The following is a 15,565-nucleotide window of genomic DNA, read 5'->3' on the forward strand; positions in this document are numbered from 1 at the left end:
ATTACTTCTTTTTTAGTTCAAATAAATCTGTTCTTCTGTCCTTTAAGTTTCTGACGCTTCCAAATTGGTTCAGTTCTCTTAAAAGATCAATATCCACATCAGCGATGAGGATCATTTCAGCATTTTGTGTGGCTTCTGCTTTAACCCCATTGGTCGGGAATGCAAAATCGCAGGGTGTAAATACCGCCGATTGTGCATACTGAATGTCCATATTTTGAACATTCGGTAAATTGCCCACACTGCCCGCAATAGCAACATAACATTCGTTTTCAATGGCTCTTGCCTGGGCGCAATGGCGTACTCGTGAAAAGCCATTCTGCGTGTCGGTCAAGAAGGGTACAAATAGAATATCCATGCCCTCATCGGCTAAAATTCTGCTCAGTTCCGGGAATTCAACGTCATAACAAATCAGGATGCCTATTTTGCCACAGTCAGTATCAAAAGTCTGGAGTTTATTTCCACCAACCATACCCCAAACCCGTGCTTCATCTGGTGTGATATGTAGTTTTTCAAAACGTTCCGTGCTGCCATCCCGACGGCATAAATAGCCAACGTTATGAAGTTTATTGTCGACCACTTCAGGCATGCTTCCTGTAATGATATTGATATTGTAGGAAATAGCAAGTTTGGAGAAACGTTGCACCATTTCTAGAGTATGTTTCGCCAGCTCCCTGATGGCCTCAGGTGTTGAAAGATGGTTGTTATCCGCCATTAACGGGGCATTGAAAAATTCTGGAAACAAGGCAAAATCACTGCGATACCCCGAAACCGAATCGATAAAGAATTCCGCTTGTTGCATCATTTCGTCCATATCCTTATACAATCGCATTTGCCATTGTACCAATCCAAGACGTACAATCTTCTTAATGGTCGTGGCTTTTTTTGATTTCTTCTCATAATAGATATTGCTCCACTCCAATAACACGGCATAATCTTGAGAAGAAGCATCCCCTTCAAGATAATTTTTTAAAATACGTGTCGGGTGAAAGTCGTTGGAAATCTGAAAATTCAGCACAGGATCATGAATTTCCTTGCGCTTAACTTTATCGATGTATTCTTTAGGTGTTAACGTGTCTGAGTATTTGTGATAGTTTGGAATACGTCCTCCAAAAGCCAAACCTCTTAAATTTAAGCGTTCGCATAATTCCTTTCGATAGTCATAAAGTCGGCGTCCCAAACGTAGGCCTCTGAATTCTGGTTTGATAAATACATCAACACCATAAATAACATCACCCTCATCGGTATGAGTGCTAAACGTGTAATTTCCGGTAATATCCTTGTAGGTGTGATTATCATCAAATTGATTGTAATCTACAATAATACTCAGCGCGCACCCCGCAATTTGGTCGTTGATTTTAATAACCACTTGGCCCTCAGGAAACTCCTCGATTAGTTTTTTAATCTGATGTTCCTGCCAGAATGCATCAGGCATGGTAGTGTAAGAGGCAATCATGGCTTCCTTTAACTCCTGGTAATCTTCTAACTTTAGATACTTTAATTCAATATTTTCAATGTCTTCCATGGTGTCTTTCAATGTGGTTGGTTTTAACTCTTAAAGATCAGATATATGACCGTGTTGTTCAATATTCTATTTTAATTTTTTAATGCCTTCATAGACCACAATGGCTACGGCATTGGCAAGATTCAAACTGCGTACATGCTCACTAAACAGTGGAATTTTGTACAGATGCTCCTTATGTGTATCAAGAATGGTTTTGGACAAGCCTACCGATTCCTTGCCAAAAATCAGAAACAAATTATCCGTAAAAGGAATGTCCCAGTAATCTTTGTCGCCATGACTTGATAAAAACACCATTTTTGCTCCTTGGTGCGCTGCAAAAAACGAGCTTGTACTTTCATACGTGCTGATATTTAGGTGTGGCCAATAATCCAATCCTGCACGTTTCAGGCGGGCATCGGTAATTTCAAATCCGAAGGGTTTGACCAAGTGTAAATGTGCTCCAGAGGCTAAAGCCAATCTGCCGATGTTGCCGGTGTTATTAGGGATTTCGGGCTCAATCAATACGATGTTTAAGGACATACTAAAGTTATAATGTTTTACACTTATCAACAATCAATAGAGGTGATTTTATGGTATTTGCGACAGGTTTCAACCAAAAAGAAACCTATTCGTTAAAGATAAGAATAGGTTTCCTTTAAAATTATACCACCAAATCATTTTTTCGATTTTTGGTCCTTTATCGTCTTTTTATCAATATCAAACTGATTGGTATCCACTTTAGTATCTCCAGTTGGATTAGTGGGGTTTTTCTGTTCAGTTGATGTTTTAAATTTCTTATTCTCTTCTATTATTCCCATAATTTCTATTTTTTTAATTCATGTATAAATTAATGAAAACAGAATAAAATTATATTAAAAGTATCTTAAAACAATAGCTGTATTGTTAATGTCAAGTCCGAATTAAGGCAGAATCTGATTTATAAAAGGGTGCAAATTTTAAATACGCTCAGGTTGTTTTTTGGCTACGCTCAAGATACCGTTCCAATTTTGTTAATCTCCGCCTCATTGGGACGCTTTGGATCTGGTCCATAATTGTTGGGACCTACGTCACCTTCAGTCACAAAAAGTACAAGGAGCCAGATGCCTCCAATAAGTGGAATTAGACCAACTAAGTAAAACCAGCCACTTTTATTAATATCGTGTAATCTGCGCACCGCCACCGCCAAACTTGGAATTATTATGGCTAGGATGTAAATAAAATAAAGCCCAATAAATGCCGGTACGTCGGTTAGGTTTGCCAGTGCTCCAGAAATAATGACAATACCTATGGCAAAGAGGAAATTAAATAAAACAAACATCCAGTACTCTTCACGTCGTGCACGTCCATTGAAGTTTGTGTAGTTGTCTCTGACTACTTTTAAATACCATTTCATAAATTAAATTTTAAAGGTTGGTTAAGGTCAAATATAATTTTTAATTTAGAATGGACTGTATAAATTGTTCTGTATTATCAACACCATTTTTTGAGAGGTTCTTGATAAATGCACTTCCAATAATTGCGCCTTTGGCGTATTTAGTAGCTTGAGCGTAGCTTTCATGATCAGAAATACCGAAGCCAATAACCTGAGGATTTTTGAGGTTCATCTTGGCGATTCGCTTGAAATAATCCGTTTGGATATCTCCAAAACCAGAGCTGCTTCCAGTAACGCTGGCACTACTGACCATATAAATAAAGCCTTGTGAAATGGAATCGATAAACCGAACACGCTCCTCAGAGGTTTGTGGAGTTATCAAAAACACGTTGATAATATCATAGGTTTCAAAGATGGATTTATACCGATCATTAAATACGTCTACCGGCAAATCAGGAATAATAAGTCCGTCAATGCCAATCTCCCGGCATTTCTTGCAAAAGGCTTCCACGCCATATTGCAATATCGGATTGAAATAGCCCATAATGACTAATGGAATGTTGACTGTTTTCCTGATGTCTTTGAGTTGGTCAAAAAGCACTTCTGTAGTCATTCCATTTTTTAAAGCTTGTGTCGAACTGGCTTGAATGGTTGGGCCGTCGGCCAAAGGATCGCTAAATGGCAAACCGATTTCTATCATACCTACGCCACTTTTCTCCAGATCTTGAATGATGGTCGCCGTATCGTTGAGATTAGGATAACCTGCGGTAAAGTATATGGAAAGTAACTTTTCATTACTTTTTTCTTGCAATTTCTGATTGATTCTGTTCATGCTTACTTCCCGCGAATGCGGGAATCTTTTTTAGTTAAACTAAATTCCTGTGATCCCGATAACCATCGGGAAGGAATCTCTTCTTATTTAATACCTGTTTAATTCTTATTCTTTCGTAAATAAGGTTTTTTGATTTATATAAACCCTTCCGTCTTTGGGCTTTTCAGTAGCCCATAACCAACTTCCCTTAAAAAAAGGGAAGGAATTGATTGCCGATAGCTATCGGGAGAGAGCGACTGCCGACAGCCTGACCCTTTAGGGTAACCCAACTGCTAAAGATTAAAATGCTTTATATAAGTCTCCAAATCCTTATCCCCACGGCCTGACAAACTAACTACGACGACATCATCTGGTTGAAACTTTTTATGCTCAAAGACCGCTAATGCATGTGAGCTTTCAATGGCTGGAATGATGCCTTCCCTTTTGCACAATTCCAGTCCGGCGGTCATGGCATCATCATCGGTAATCGCAATAAATTCAGCTCGACCACTTTTGTACAAATGGGCATGCATCGGTCCCACACCAGGATAATCCAAACCTGCCGAAATACTGTACGGTTCCGTAACCTGTCCGTCAGGCGTTTGCATCAATAGTGTTTTACTGCCGTGAATGATGCCCTCTTTTCCTAAAACTGATGTAGCTGCGCTCTCTCCAGAATGCACGCCTTTTCCGGCAGCTTCCACAGCAATGAGTTTGACTTCTGTGTCGTCCAAAAAATGATAAAACGCACCTGCAGCATTACTGCCCCCGCCAACACAGGCTACTACATAATCGGGTTTTGTGGTGCCTTCTTTTTCTTTGAGTTGCCATTGGATTTCTTCGGAAACAATGGCCTGAAAACGCGCTACCATATCCGGATACGGATGCGGGCCTACCACACTGCCGATAATATAATGCGTATCTACAGGATTATTGATCCAATCGCGAATGGCTTCATTAGTGGCATCCTTTAAGGTGCGACTTCCAGAAAGAGCGGGAACAACGGTAGCCCCCAACATTTTCATTCGCGCCACGTTTGGTGCCTGACGCGCAATGTCAATTTCGCCCATATAAACAATGCATTCCAGACCCATCAGAGCGCAGACTGTAGCCGTAGCCACACCATGCTGACCAGCACCAGTTTCGGCTATGATACGATTCTTTCCAAGACGTTTTGCCATTAAAATCTGACCAATGGTGTTGTTGATTTTATGTGCACCGGTATGGTTGAGGTCTTCGCGTTTTAAATAAATCTTGGTGTTGTATTTTTCGCTTAATCGCTTGGCGAAATAGAGCGGGGAAGGGCGCCCCACATAATCTTTAAGCAGCGCGTTGAATTCTTCTTGGAATTCAGGTTCTGCCATGACTTTGAGGTAATTTTGGCGTAACTCCTCCACATTGGGGTATAGCATTTCTGGAATGTATGCTCCGCCAAATTCGCCGTAATATCCTTTTTCGTTGATGTTGTATGTCATATTCTTCATTCCCGTGAAAGCGGGAACCTCATGTTTAAAAGACCTGACAATCCCGATAACTATCGAGGCATACAGGTCTGGTTAAATCAATTCATTTCCTTTATAAATACTTCCAGTTTTTCCGAATCTTTCAATCCAGGTTCAATTTCAAATTTACTGTTGACGTCGATGGCGTGGCAATATTGGGATTCCTGTCTTCCCAAAAACTCAGTTAGCTTATCCACCTCTTCCAAACCAATCCCTCCACTTAAAAAATAAGGTTTTGTGGATGGGTAATCTTTCAAAACTTCCCAATTAAACGTGTAGCCATTGCCACCTGGTAACTTTCCTTTAGTATCAAACAAAAAGTAATCGCACACCGATTCGTAGGGTTGTAATTGGTCAAAATTGAATTGATCTTTTATTGAGAAAACCTTCAATATTCCTGCGAAGGCAGGAATCTCATCATTTTTACCTCGATCTGTATTTGTAAGAAGACCACGTAGTTCTTTGCAAAACTCCGGCGATTCCTCCCCATGCAATTGAACCAGATCTAAATCATATTTTTCAACTTTTTTAATCACTTCCTCAATCGTTGCATTCACAAAAACCCCTACCTTTTTGAGGTCTGAAGGCAACTTAGGAATGTTGCCATTGAAAAATCGACTGGACTTTTCATAGAATATAAATCCGAGATAGTCAGGTTGAAGCACAGCAATATCACCAATATTGTCGGGAAATTTCATACCGCAGATTTTAATCTTCGTCCCAGTCCTATCAGTAGGAGAGGGGGTTTGATTCTTTTTGTTTATTTCGTTTTTAATACCCATTTTAATCTTTAAGCCAGGTTTTTGATAAATGCTTTTGCACTTTCTCCCGCATTGTCGGTTTTCATAAAGTTTTCTCCAATTAAAAAACCTTGGTAACCGTAGGGTTGTAACTCTTTTATAGCTTCAACGTTGCTGATGCCACTTTCGGATATTTTTATAAAATCATCTGGAATTAAGGTGCTCAAATGCTTGCTCGTCTCTAAGCTGACCTCGAAGGTTTTTAAATTTCTATTGTTCACACCAATCATATCCAAACTGGGCATCACCGATTTGTGCAACTCTTCCTCATTATGAATTTCCAATAGGATTTCGAGATTTAAGCTCTTCGCTAGTTCTGAAAAACTCTTAATTTCCACTTTAGATAAAATAGATGCGATGAGCAAAATGACGTCTGCGCCATAAGCTTTTGCTTCCACTATTTGGTAGGGATGGATGATAAACTCCTTTCTTAAAAGAGGTAAATTGCAGCTCGCTTTTGCCAACAATAAATCGTCCAAAGAGCCTCCAAAATATTTCCCGTCAGTTAGAACTGACATCCCACAAACTCCAGCCGATTCATAACCTTGCGCGACGTCAGAGACGCTAAGTGTCTGATTGATCACTGATTTTGAGGGTGAACGGCGCTTGTGTTCAGCAATAATACCTGAAGCGCTGTTTTGCAATCTTTCAGTAAGTGAAACCGTATCTCTTTCAAACAAAACCGATTGTTCCAATTGTGACGTAGGAATAAGTGATCTTCTTAAATCAACTTCTTTGCGTTTGTCAGTAACTATTTGGTCTAAAATATTCATTTAAAAAAAGGTTTATTTTCTCTGTTCTCTGTTCTCTGTTCTCTGTTCTCTGTTTTCTGTTGTCTGTTGTCAGTTTTCTGTTTGGCTGCGAACTGTTGACTATTTTCTACTTATGTCAACCAATCTGTCAAATTTCTCTTTTGCTTTTCCGCTCAATAAAGCCTCTTTCGCCAGTTCGAAACAATCCTCCACCGATTTTTTGGTTACGGTCGAAATGGCCATCGCTGCATTCGCGCATACTACGTTGTTTTGTGCTTCGCTGCCTTGCCCATCTAATATTTGTGTGAAAATATTGGCTGATGATGCTACCGAATCGCCACCATAAATTTCACTTTGGTTTAAAGTGTTCACGCTAAAAAATTCTGGAAAAATCATGGTTTCTGTAGTATTTCGAATCACTTTGGTTGGTCCGGTCAATGAGATTTCATCATACCCATCCAAAGCATGCAAAATGGTATAGTTGATATCCGTGTTTTGGTAAAGATAGCTATACATTCTAAGCAATTCCAAGTTGAAAACACCCACCAATTGATTTTTTGGAAAAGAAGGATTCACCATTGGTCCCAACATATTAAAAAAGGTTTTTACGGCCAAATCCTTACGGATGGGTGCCACATTTTTCATGGCTGGATGAAAGAGTGGGGCGTGCAAAATGCAAATTCCAGCCTCGTCTAACGATCGTTTTAGGAAATCAATATCCGAGGTGAATTTAATACCCAGATATTCCATAACGTTTGACGAGCCACAAGCCGAAGAAACGCCGTAATTACCGTGTTTGGTCACATTAACACCAGCACCTGCAGTGACAAATGATGCTAAGGTTGAAATATTGAATGTGTCTTTACCGTCGCCGCCCGTACCACATAAATCGATGCCGTTATAATCGGCCAAATCCACGTGCAAACAAAGTTCTAAAAGCGCATCCCTAAAACCTTGCAATTCTTCAATCGTAATGCTTCGCATCATATAAACGGTTAAGAAAGATGCAATCTGACTTTGGTTGTAACTTCCTTTTGATATGTTGACCAAGACCTGTTTGGCTTCTTCGCTGGAGATGCTTTCTTGGTTGATGAGTCTGTTGAGTATGTGTTTCATAATACTTCCTGCGAAGGCAGGAATCTTTTGTTGTTAAACTTAATTCTTTCTAAATAACTAGTTTTTAATACTAAATAACTCTTCAGTTTTCGTCCCGTCTTCTCGGGGTGAATCCGCCTTCCATTTAAAAGGTAAGGGTTTTTGCAACTAAATAATTTTTTACATTCTTTATCAGATCTTACCTTTTAAGTCTGAAGTGTTTTCTTCCTTAAGACTTAAAGGACTAACGTTGCTGATCTTGTGAGATTCCTGCCTGCGCGGGAATTTTAATCCAATTCTCCAAGATTTTTTTTCCATCCGGTGTCAGCACTGATTCTGGATGGAATTGCACCCCTTTTAAATCGTATGTTCTGTGGCGCAAGGACATTATTTGGCCGTTTTCATCAAAGGAAGTGGCTTCCAATACGTCAGGCAAATTAGGGTCTACCACCCAAGAGTGATAGCGTCCAACTTCAATGGTCTTATCCAGACCGTTAAAAAGCGCTTCGTCGTTTACGCTAGGGGTTACTTTGGTGGCAACGCCATGGTAAACATTATTAAGATTAACCAATGTGCCACCAAATACCTCACCTATTGCTTGTTGGCCAAGGCAAACGCCCAAAATACTTTTTGTGGATGCGTAGGTCTTTATAATAGCTTTTAGCAAGCCTGCTTCATCAGGAAGACCTGGTCCTGGCGATAGCACTATTTTCTCAAAGGCGTCTACCTCCTCAAGCGACAGTTGATCGTTACGTCGGACAGTGACCTCACAGCCCAAATCTTCAAGATAATGGACGAGATTGTAGGTGAAACTGTCGTAATTGTCTATAACTAATATTTTCATATCTATTCCTCGCGAACGCGGGGATCTTTTTAATTAAACGTTATTTTTCTTTGGCAGAACTATCAGGTCCATATTTTAATCCATTCATCTCCTGTTTCAAACCTGATAGGTCATTTAAAATTCACATATTGGCATGAGAGCCTTGCTTGTTTTCTCATATCTCCTTTGCCATATCGATGGCTTTAGTCAAGGCGCCCAACTTGTTATACACTTCCTGTAATTCGTCGTCAGGGTTCGACTTTGATACCAGTCCCGCGCCCGCTTGCCAATGCAATTGATGGTTTTTGCTTAGAAACGTACGGATCATAATGGCATGGTTGAAGTTACCCTGAAAATCCATAAAACCAATGGCGCCACCGTAAAAGTCACGACTCGTTTTTTCGTATTTTTCAATCAGTTGCATGGCTTTGTGTTTTGGTGCACCGCTCAAGGTGCCTGCAGGAAACGTATCGGCAACCATTTGCATGGTAGTGGTGTCTTTATGCTTTTTACCGGTCACCTTGCTCACCAAATGAATCACATGGGAAAAGAATTGGACTTCTCTATACTTTTCAACGGTTACTTGGCTGCCATGGCGACTCAAATCATTTCTTGCTAAGTCTACCAGCATGACGTGTTCTGCATTTTCCTTGTCGTCAATAGATAATTTTTTGGCAAGTTCAGCGTCTTTTTCGTCGTTGCCAGTTCGTTTGAAGGTTCCTGCAATCGGATGGATTTCAGCTTTGTCCTTATTGATGACCAATTGTGCTTCTGGCGAACTTCCAAAAATCTTGAAATCGCCGTAATCAAAATAAAAGAGGTAAGGAGAGGGGTTGATGCTTCGCAAGGCGCGATAGACATTGAATTCGTCACCTTTAAATTGCTGTGAAAATTTTTTTGAGAGCACGAGTTGAAACACATCGCCTCGGGCACAGTGCTTTTTTGCCAGGATAACATTCTCTTTGTACTCGTCGTCTGTTAAATTAGAAAATGTTTCGCCGTCCGTTGTAAAGTTAAAAGCTGCAAAATTTTTCGATTGGATGAGTTGAAGTATTTCCGAAATATTATTTTCAGTCTCAAAGCAATTTGCAAATACATAAGCCTCATTTTTGAAATGATTAATGGCGATAATGTTTTGGTACACCGCATAGTAAATATCCGGGATATCTTGATGGCCATCTTTTTTTGAGATGTCTACATCCTCAAAATAGCGTACGGCATCATAGGCGATATATCCAAAAACACCGTTGTTAATAAATTTGAATTTATCTTTTGTATCGGATTTAAAACGTTGGGTAAATTTGTGAATAACATCCGCCACATTGGTCTCTGATGTAATGGGTTGTCTTACTTCACTTTTATCCGGAAAGCGCTGTGTAATGACCTCATTCTTAACTGTAATTGAAGCAATAGGGTTGCAACAGATATAAGAGAAACTATTGTCGTTGGCGCGGTAATCACTGCTTTCCAGAAGAATACTATTGGGAAATTTGTCCCTTATTTTCAAATAAATGCTCACGGGCGTGATCGTGTCTGCGAGAATTTTCTTGTGATGTGTTTGTAAACTGTAGGTTTTCATTCGATTATTTGTAAATAAAAAAAGACCTGTCGTGAATGACAAGCCTTTTTTATATTAGATTTAAATATACTATAGCATTACCTCACGAAGATTGTTTCGAAAAGTTCCACCACCAAGTATGATTTAAAGTTGTGTACATGTTTTTGTTTTGTCAAATATAGAAATCAAAATTAAGTCTGCAAATGATTTCTGAAAAAAAATAAAAAAAATCCCGCTACCAGAAGTTGGCAGCAGGATTCGTTTTTATTTTCGCCAATGGGTTTTATTCCCCTAAGGCTTACCTGAATCTAAAGGACAATTGTTTTTTCATATCACGTGGACCTGACCGTTAGTGCCGATTAGGCCTCGAGATACTTAATTAAAAAAGTTGCTACAGTTTAGCTTTAGGTTTAAAACTTAAGGTTTACGCTGAGATCAAAATTATCATAAATAGCTTTGTCTTTAAGGTTGTCAAAGAAACTCGCTGATCTAAATTTTATATCATATTTGGTGCGGTCAACTTTAAGGTCGGCCTTAGCGGTATTTCCAGAAATGATCATATCAAAAGTGTTAGGGTTGGTAATGCCTTTAATGGTCAGGTCTCCCGTTACTTTGTATTTGCCATCTTTTCCAGATACATTTGTGATGACAAACTTTGCTTCAGTATGCTTGTCTGTGCTGAAAAAATCGTCTGACTTTAGATGCCCTTCAAGTTTGCCTTTCATCTCGCCTTCAAGGTCTGTTACAGTTAGCGTGGTCATATCCATGACAAAAGTTCCACCGGTGAGTTGATTCTGGTCATTAAATTGTAACGCCCCTTTTTGTAGAACGATGTATCCATCATGCTCTCCGGTTACCTTATGGCCTTTCCAGGTGATTTTACTATTGTCAACATCAACTTTCTTTTCGGTTGAAGTCAATAAATGAACTGGCTGCAAAAGCCATTGCTAAAATTAGTGTATTAGTCATAAAATTTGATTTAAATGTGTAATTAATTAATGGTTTAATTTCTAAGTTTTGTTAATAAATTATTTAGAGTTTTCAGTTCGTCTTGAGTTAAAGGCGATGTCATATTGGCTTCTGTTTCTGCTACTAAAGGATCTATTTCCTCTAAGAAGTTCAAACCATGCGCGGTTATGAAAATCTCAACTTTTCTACGGTTTTTTTCACATATAAAACGTTCTACATAGCCTTTCGAAATGAGCTTGTCTACCAATCTTGTGGTGTTGCTCATTTTGCTGACCATTCTACGTTGAATGTCCTGAAGGTTTGTCGCTTTGCCTTTCTGTCCGCGTAAAATTCGGAGGACATTAAACTGTTCAATGGATATATCAAAAGGTTTAAGACTGTTTAAAATACCGTCTCGTATCACATTTGCAGTATAGGAAATGTTCAGAACGGTCTTTTTTTCCAATGGTATTTCGGAGGTAGTTAATAAGATGTCTTCCAATTCTTTCATATACAATTGTTGTGGGTACAAATGTAAGATAAATTTTAGTTCTGATTATTATTTAGACGATAATATTTTGTTAAAGTTTAAGCAGTCATCGAATGGATTTTTATTTTTATCCCATGAGAACACTCTGTTTATTGGTTTTGATTTTAACGGCATCCTGTAAGGATTCGAACTCTCAAAATAAACCCATTGTAGATAAGGAGCCAACTGAAGATTATTCTGACGTTCCCTTAGAAGTTTATGATTTTGAAGGTCTAAAACCATTATTAAAAACATCTACTGACAAAGTTTATGTCGTTAATTTTTGGGCGACTTGGTGTGCGCCTTGTATTAAGGAACTACCTTATTTTGAAGCTTTGGGTGCGGCTTACAGCGATAGAAATGTGGAGCTTTTATTGGTGAGTTTAGACTTTCCAAAGAAATATGAATCCCACCTGAAACCCTTCATAAAAAAGAATAATTTAAAATCTAAAGTTGTAGCTTTAGATGACAATGACTCCAACACTTGGATTCCCGCTATTGATCCCGATTGGACCGGTGCCATTCCGGCAACATTGATTTTCAATAAAAACAAACGCCAATTTTATGAGCAAACCTTTACTTATGAAGAATTGGAAACTGAAGTCAAGCAATTTTTAAATTAGTGCTCATAGTTCACCTTAAAAAAAGGAACAATTCTTGCGTACTATAAAGATCAAACTATAAGTAAATAATTATGAAACATATAAAAGGAATTTTTGCAGTTGTTGCCATTGTCCTGCTTTCTGGTTTTGCAACTATTAGCCCTGGTTATGATATAGGTGATATTGCGACAGATTTTGAACTTGAAAATATTGATGGGAACATGGTTTCCTTGTCAGATTATAAAGATGCCAAAGGATTTATTGTCATTTTCACTTGTAATACCTGTCCCTATTCTGTGGCTTACGAAGATAGAATTGTTGCACTTGACAAAAAATATGCAAGCAAAGGCTATCCAGTTATTGCCATAATGCCTAACAATACAGATGTCCAGCCCCGAGATAATATGGACGCCATGAAACAAAGAGCAAAGTCTAAAGGGTTCACTTTTCCTTATCTCAAAGATGAGGGTCAAAAGATTTCTCCACAATATGGCGCCACAAAAACACCTGAGGTTTATGTATTGCAAAAAACGAATAAAGGAAATGAAGTCAAATATATTGGAGCTATTGACGATAATTATCAAGATGCAGGCGCGGTCAGGTTAAGATATGTTGAAAATGCCGTGGATGCACTCTTGGCAGGTCAACCAATTAAGGAGGCCAAAACAAGGGCTATTGGTTGTTCTATAAAGTTGTAGACCAATTTATTCGTACGACGAGCATTGCTCTCGAGGTTCTTGATTTACGCAAATTAAGAACACCTTGAACTGATTAAATCGAATGAGATGTTAAAAATTGAATCCGAAGGATAACACTTCGGATTTTTTTTCGTCTTTATCACAAAGAAATGTTAATTTTGTCGCTCTAAAAAAGAGTTTCTATGGCAGATTTAAAGCAACAAGAATGGGCGTCCCAATTGGAAAATGACAAAGACGCGGTTATTTTGGACGTAAGAACACAAGAAGAAGTTGATGAAGGCTATATTCCAGAAGCCATTCATTTAGATATTCACAAAGGACAAGAGTTTATTGATGAAATCAAGAAGCTTGATCCTGAAAAAAACTACTATGTGTATTGCAGGTCAGGTGGACGAAGTGGTCAAGCCTGTTCTATAATGAATTCCTTAGGATTCAAAAACGCCTACAATTTAGTGGGAGGTTTTAGTGAATGGGAGGGCCCATCTACACAATAAATCGTGATTACTTGCATTATAATACAGCTAAACCCCATATTATGAACCGTTTTTTGTTGATTTTTATTGTTGGTTTTACCTTCTTTACTGCTTGTAAGGAAAAAGTTGAAGGAGAGGTTAATTTAGTGACTGTTGAAGAAATGCAGTCTCTCATGGAATTGGAAGATGTACAATTGGTAGATGTAAGAACGGCTAAGGAAAGAGAGGATGGCTATATTAAGAACTCGCAAAATATTGATTACTACTCGCCAACATTTGATGAGGACATTCTCAAATTAGATAAAACCAAGCCCGTTATCATCTATTGTCGTTCAGGAAAGCGTAGTGCAGATTGTGCGGAGAAAATGATAGAAGCTGGTTTTGTTAAAGTTTACGACCTTAAGGGTGGTATTACTCAGTGGTTATATGAAGACCGCGCTATTGAACTGGTGAATTAGTCGTAGAATACAATACCTACAACAACAACAACAATCCATAACCGAATTCTAAAACCTTGTATGTGAAAACATGACAAGGTTTTTTTATGGCTAAAATTTAATGAACGCGCTATTTTATAGCCGCTTCAAAACTCAAAAAATATAGTTTTTAACAATACAATAGCATCGATTATGGTTATATAGACGTAACCTGTCACATTAAACGTTATAAAAAAAATGACGTCTTATTAGCAGTACCAATACTAAATCCATGGAAACAGACCATATTCAACACTTATATTTTAGAGCGGGATTTGGTATTGATCCAAAGACTCTTGAAGCGCTTTCTTCAAAACCTCGATTGTTTGTGGTGGAACAGCTCTTTGAGAAATCCCAACAGGCAACTCTCTTAAAGCTCGATCTTTCAGAATTTGAAAGCTATTTAAATTCTGATACTAGGAGATCGAGACCTGATTCAGACGAAATGGACCTCAAAGCTTTGCAGAAAAAAAGCAGAGAAAAAGTCATGGAACTCAATTACGGGTGGATTGAACGGATGGCAACTTCAGATGCGGTTCTTGCAGAAAAGATGACGCTCTTTTGGGCCAATGTTTTTGTATGTCAGGATAATAATATATGGTACATCCAACGCTATAATAACACACTACGGGAACACGCTTTGGGAAATTTTAGGAATTTTGTTAAAGCCATAGCACGCGAGGCTTCCATGAGCAAATATCTCAATAATAGACAGAATGTTAAGGCAAGTCCCAATGAAAATTTCGCAAGAGAATTAATGGAATTGTTCACCTTGGGAATAGGGAATTATACTGAAAATGATATCAAAGAATCTGCAAGGGCATTTACAGGCTGGTCCTTTAAGATTAACGGTGATTTCTTTTTAAGACCTTTCAAGCATGATGACGGTATCAAGACCTTTATGGGCAAAACAGGAAATTTAGATGGAGACGACATTATTGATATTATCTGTGAACAGAAACAATGTGCGCGTTTTATTTGTGAAAAAATCTATCGCTATTTTGTAAATCCCATAGTGGATGAGGCCCATTTGAAAACATTGACCGATCTGTTTTATAAGGATTATGACATTAAAAATCTCATGCATTATATTTTTAGTGCCGATTGGTTTTATGAGACCAAAAATAGAGGCACAAAGATTAAATCGCCCATCGAGCTACTTGTCGGAATTCAGAAAATAGTGCCTTTGACCTTTGACAAACCGTTGCAATTGTTATATATCCAACGGATTATGGGTCAGGTTTTGTTATACCCACCAAACGTAGCGGGCTGGAAAGAAGACAGAAATTGGATCGATTCGAACACGCTCATGTTTCGAATGAAATTGGCTGCAATACTTCTCAATAATGAAATTATCAACGTTGATGAAAAAGGAGCGTTTGAAGACGATTTCGAAATGTATTATAAGCGTCAGGCCAATAAGAAACGTTTACTAAAAGTAACAAAATATTGGGATGTTTTTGAGACCAATTACGGCCACTTGAGTCCGCAAAAATTGAAGGAAATACTGATCATCTCTGCAATAGATAACGATACCGAACGGTTTTTATCAAATTTGGAAATCAAAAACAACAAAGAGTTTTGCATCCAATTGATGTCAATACCTGAATACCAACTGTGCTAAA

The 15,565-nt window shown here is 38.4% G+C and carries 18 protein-coding genes; 5 read left to right on the forward strand and 13 right to left on the reverse strand.

From position 1 onward, the window contains the following. Position 1 precedes the first annotated feature (1 nt). The 13 genes from H3Z82_RS14815 to H3Z82_RS14875 form a co-directional block, all read right to left on the reverse strand. Positions 2–1,522, reverse strand: a complete 1,521-nt coding sequence (locus tag H3Z82_RS14815) for a bifunctional GNAT family N-acetyltransferase/carbon-nitrogen hydrolase family protein (RefSeq protein WP_182206329.1) — start codon at positions 1,520–1,522, stop codon at positions 2–4. 66 nt (positions 1,523–1,588) lie between these two features. Next, complete coding sequence (locus tag H3Z82_RS14820; RefSeq protein ID WP_182206285.1) at positions 1,589–2,041, reverse strand: tRNA (cytidine(34)-2'-O)-methyltransferase; 453 nt, start codon at positions 2,039–2,041, stop codon at positions 1,589–1,591. A gap of 134 nt (positions 2,042–2,175) precedes the next feature. After that, entirely contained in the window at positions 2,176–2,319 is a 144-nt protein-coding gene (locus H3Z82_RS14825; protein ID WP_182206286.1) for a hypothetical protein, read from the reverse strand. 170 nt (positions 2,320–2,489) lie between these two features. Then, a complete protein-coding gene (locus H3Z82_RS14830; RefSeq protein WP_182206287.1) occupies positions 2,490–2,894 on the reverse strand; it encodes a DUF805 domain-containing protein in 405 nt (134 codons plus the stop codon). Positions 2,895–2,934: 40 nt separating this feature from the next. After that, positions 2,935–3,705, reverse strand: a complete 771-nt coding sequence (gene trpA / locus H3Z82_RS14835; RefSeq protein WP_182206288.1) for a tryptophan synthase subunit alpha — start codon at positions 3,703–3,705, stop codon at positions 2,935–2,937. Between the two features lie 272 nt (positions 3,706–3,977). Further along, complete coding sequence (gene trpB, locus H3Z82_RS14840) at positions 3,978–5,159, reverse strand: tryptophan synthase subunit beta (RefSeq protein WP_182206289.1); 1,182 nt, start codon at positions 5,157–5,159, stop codon at positions 3,978–3,980. Positions 5,160–5,245: 86 nt separating this feature from the next. Further along, positions 5,246–5,884 carry a phosphoribosylanthranilate isomerase gene (locus H3Z82_RS14845; protein WP_235982457.1) on the reverse strand — a complete coding sequence of 213 codons (639 nt, stop codon included), beginning with the start codon at positions 5,882–5,884 and terminating at the stop codon, positions 5,246–5,248. A gap of 92 nt (positions 5,885–5,976) precedes the next feature. After that, on the reverse strand, positions 5,977–6,759 hold the full coding sequence (gene trpC / locus H3Z82_RS14850) for an indole-3-glycerol phosphate synthase TrpC (protein WP_182206291.1): 783 nt from the start codon (positions 6,757–6,759) through the stop codon (positions 5,977–5,979). Between the two features lie 99 nt (positions 6,760–6,858). Then, positions 6,859–7,854 carry an anthranilate phosphoribosyltransferase gene (gene trpD / locus H3Z82_RS14855; protein WP_182206292.1) on the reverse strand — a complete coding sequence of 332 codons (996 nt, stop codon included), beginning with the start codon at positions 7,852–7,854 and terminating at the stop codon, positions 6,859–6,861. Between the two features lie 223 nt (positions 7,855–8,077). Then, a complete protein-coding gene (locus H3Z82_RS14860) occupies positions 8,078–8,677 on the reverse strand; it encodes an anthranilate synthase component II (protein WP_182206293.1) in 600 nt (199 codons plus the stop codon). Positions 8,678–8,831: 154 nt separating this feature from the next. Next, positions 8,832–10,235, reverse strand: a complete 1,404-nt coding sequence (locus H3Z82_RS14865; protein WP_182206294.1) for an anthranilate synthase component I family protein — start codon at positions 10,233–10,235, stop codon at positions 8,832–8,834. A 389-nt stretch (positions 10,236–10,624) separates the two neighbouring features. Then, on the reverse strand, positions 10,625–11,152 hold the full coding sequence (locus H3Z82_RS14870; RefSeq protein WP_235982458.1) for a YceI family protein: 528 nt from the start codon (positions 11,150–11,152) through the stop codon (positions 10,625–10,627). A 65-nt stretch (positions 11,153–11,217) separates the two neighbouring features. Next, positions 11,218–11,694, reverse strand: a complete 477-nt coding sequence (locus tag H3Z82_RS14875; RefSeq protein ID WP_235982459.1) for a MarR family winged helix-turn-helix transcriptional regulator — start codon at positions 11,692–11,694, stop codon at positions 11,218–11,220. A gap of 92 nt (positions 11,695–11,786) precedes the next feature. On the opposite strand from H3Z82_RS14875, the gene H3Z82_RS14880 reads away from it, so the two are divergent. The 5 genes from H3Z82_RS14880 (at position 11,787) to H3Z82_RS14900 (ending at position 15,564) form a co-directional block, all read left to right on the forward strand. After that, the gene (locus H3Z82_RS14880; RefSeq protein WP_182206295.1) at positions 11,787–12,314 is read left to right on the forward strand and encodes a TlpA family protein disulfide reductase; all 528 of its coding nucleotides are present in this window, start codon (positions 11,787–11,789) and stop codon (positions 12,312–12,314) included. 71 nt (positions 12,315–12,385) lie between these two features. Further along, on the forward strand, positions 12,386–12,991 hold the full coding sequence (locus H3Z82_RS14885; RefSeq protein ID WP_182206296.1) for a thioredoxin family protein: 606 nt from the start codon (positions 12,386–12,388) through the stop codon (positions 12,989–12,991). A gap of 182 nt (positions 12,992–13,173) precedes the next feature. Continuing rightward, on the forward strand, positions 13,174–13,485 hold the full coding sequence (locus H3Z82_RS14890; RefSeq protein ID WP_182206297.1) for a rhodanese-like domain-containing protein: 312 nt from the start codon (positions 13,174–13,176) through the stop codon (positions 13,483–13,485). 41 nt (positions 13,486–13,526) lie between these two features. Beyond that, the gene (locus H3Z82_RS14895; protein WP_182206298.1) at positions 13,527–13,922 is read left to right on the forward strand and encodes a rhodanese-like domain-containing protein; all 396 of its coding nucleotides are present in this window, start codon (positions 13,527–13,529) and stop codon (positions 13,920–13,922) included. A 250-nt stretch (positions 13,923–14,172) separates the two neighbouring features. Then, on the forward strand, positions 14,173–15,564 hold the full coding sequence (locus tag H3Z82_RS14900; RefSeq protein ID WP_182206299.1) for a DUF1800 domain-containing protein: 1,392 nt from the start codon (positions 14,173–14,175) through the stop codon (positions 15,562–15,564). The last annotated feature ends 1 nt before the right edge of the window (position 15,565 follow it).

It is taken from the genome of Gelidibacter maritimus (genome assembly GCF_014062315.1).
GTDB lineage: Bacteria > Bacteroidota > Bacteroidia > Flavobacteriales > Flavobacteriaceae > Gelidibacter > Gelidibacter maritimus.